Raw genomic sequence first — 1,257 nt, 5'->3', positions numbered from 1 at the left:
ACTGTGACTAGTACTTTCACTTCCCGTTTCCACTTTCACCGTTGATCTTCCTAGTAAATCACTAAAGTATTTAGCAGTTACGTCATTAGCGGCATTCAAGCAAATTTTAACGGCATGATTACCTAAGGTACTCTCGGCCTTATCCTTGCCATACAAGGCTTGGAGCTGGGTTAAGGTTTGACAAATTGTCGTCACGCCAATGCCGTACCCCCGGCACGTCGCTAGGAACTCCTCATACTTGGGGAACTTCCCTAAATTGACAAATTCATCAAGGATAAAGTCGACTTGGTGGGGCAATTTAGCGTGATGATCGGCGGCTAATTTGTATAATTCATCAAACAATTGTGAGAAAAACAGATTGATGAAGCTTTCATAGGTATTGTCCATCACCGGAATAATCACATATAGCACCACTTTGTCGTTGCCAATCTCTTTTAAATCAAAATCCGAAAAGCTGGTAAAATCGGCCACTTCTTTGTCAACGAACTTCGAAATGGTCGCCAGCAGACTTTCAATAATGCTGGCTTTCATTTCCCCTTTGGCCTTTTTGAAACCTAACTCATAAGCGCGTCTCGCTGGATCAGTCATAGTTAGCTCAAGAAACAAGGTATCTAGCGGACTATCTGTACCCTTTTCCTCGGCTTCAACGTCATTTTCTTGTAAGACTTGCGTTACGCCCGCCAAATTTCGTTGCTCTGGTGACCGGTGGTTCATGACAAACAGGATTAGTGCCTTCAAAAGTTGCCGTTGGGTACTGAACCACACATCTTTTTTACCTTCGGCATTTTCACTTTGCACGATCTTTGTTGCCACGGTTTCGGCTTGAATATCGCGCTGAATATAATCAAAGGGATTGTAGCGGTCACTGTGCGCCATGTTGGCAAAATTGACGACATGTACTTGATAGCCTTGAGCTAGTTTGATACCGGCCGTCTTTTCGTATAATTCACCTTTCGGGTCGGTTACGACAATACTGTTCTCCGTTTCATTAAACAGGTTGGTAATGACGACTGACTGGGTCTTATACGATCCTGGGCCCCCGACCACAAAAATGTTCCGGTTGGGTTTGGTGCTGTTATTCTGGTAAACGATCTGTTTATCTACGATCCCTAAAATTGTCCCATTCATGTTAATTTCCCCCTTTCGCTGACTTTTCTCGATCCACCAATGATTTGAGAATTTCTACCTTGGTACTGTTATTAAACGCCGTTGTAAGGTCTTTAGTATTGATACTAAAGTAATGGTCACTTAATTCTT

Annotated in this window: 1 protein-coding gene and 1 pseudogene; both read right to left on the bottom strand. The window is 43.0% G+C overall.

Translation table 11 applies throughout. The features are described from left to right. The coding region (locus ACKTR2_RS10065; protein ID WP_407884999.1) for a VirD4-like conjugal transfer protein, CD1115 family at window positions 1–1,128 on the bottom strand (1,128 nt) is incomplete at its 3' end. Window position 1,129: 1 nt separating this feature from the next. Then, a pseudogene (locus ACKTR2_RS10060) lies at window positions 1,130–1,257 on the bottom strand (conjugal transfer protein); the annotation flags it as partial.

It is taken from the genome of Furfurilactobacillus curtus (genome assembly GCF_045862785.1).
In the GTDB taxonomy this organism is placed as follows: Bacteria; Bacillota; Bacilli; order Lactobacillales; family Lactobacillaceae; genus Furfurilactobacillus; species Furfurilactobacillus curtus.
Note: the sequence above shows the minus strand (reverse complement) of the source record. Positions and strands in the feature narration are given on the sequence as shown.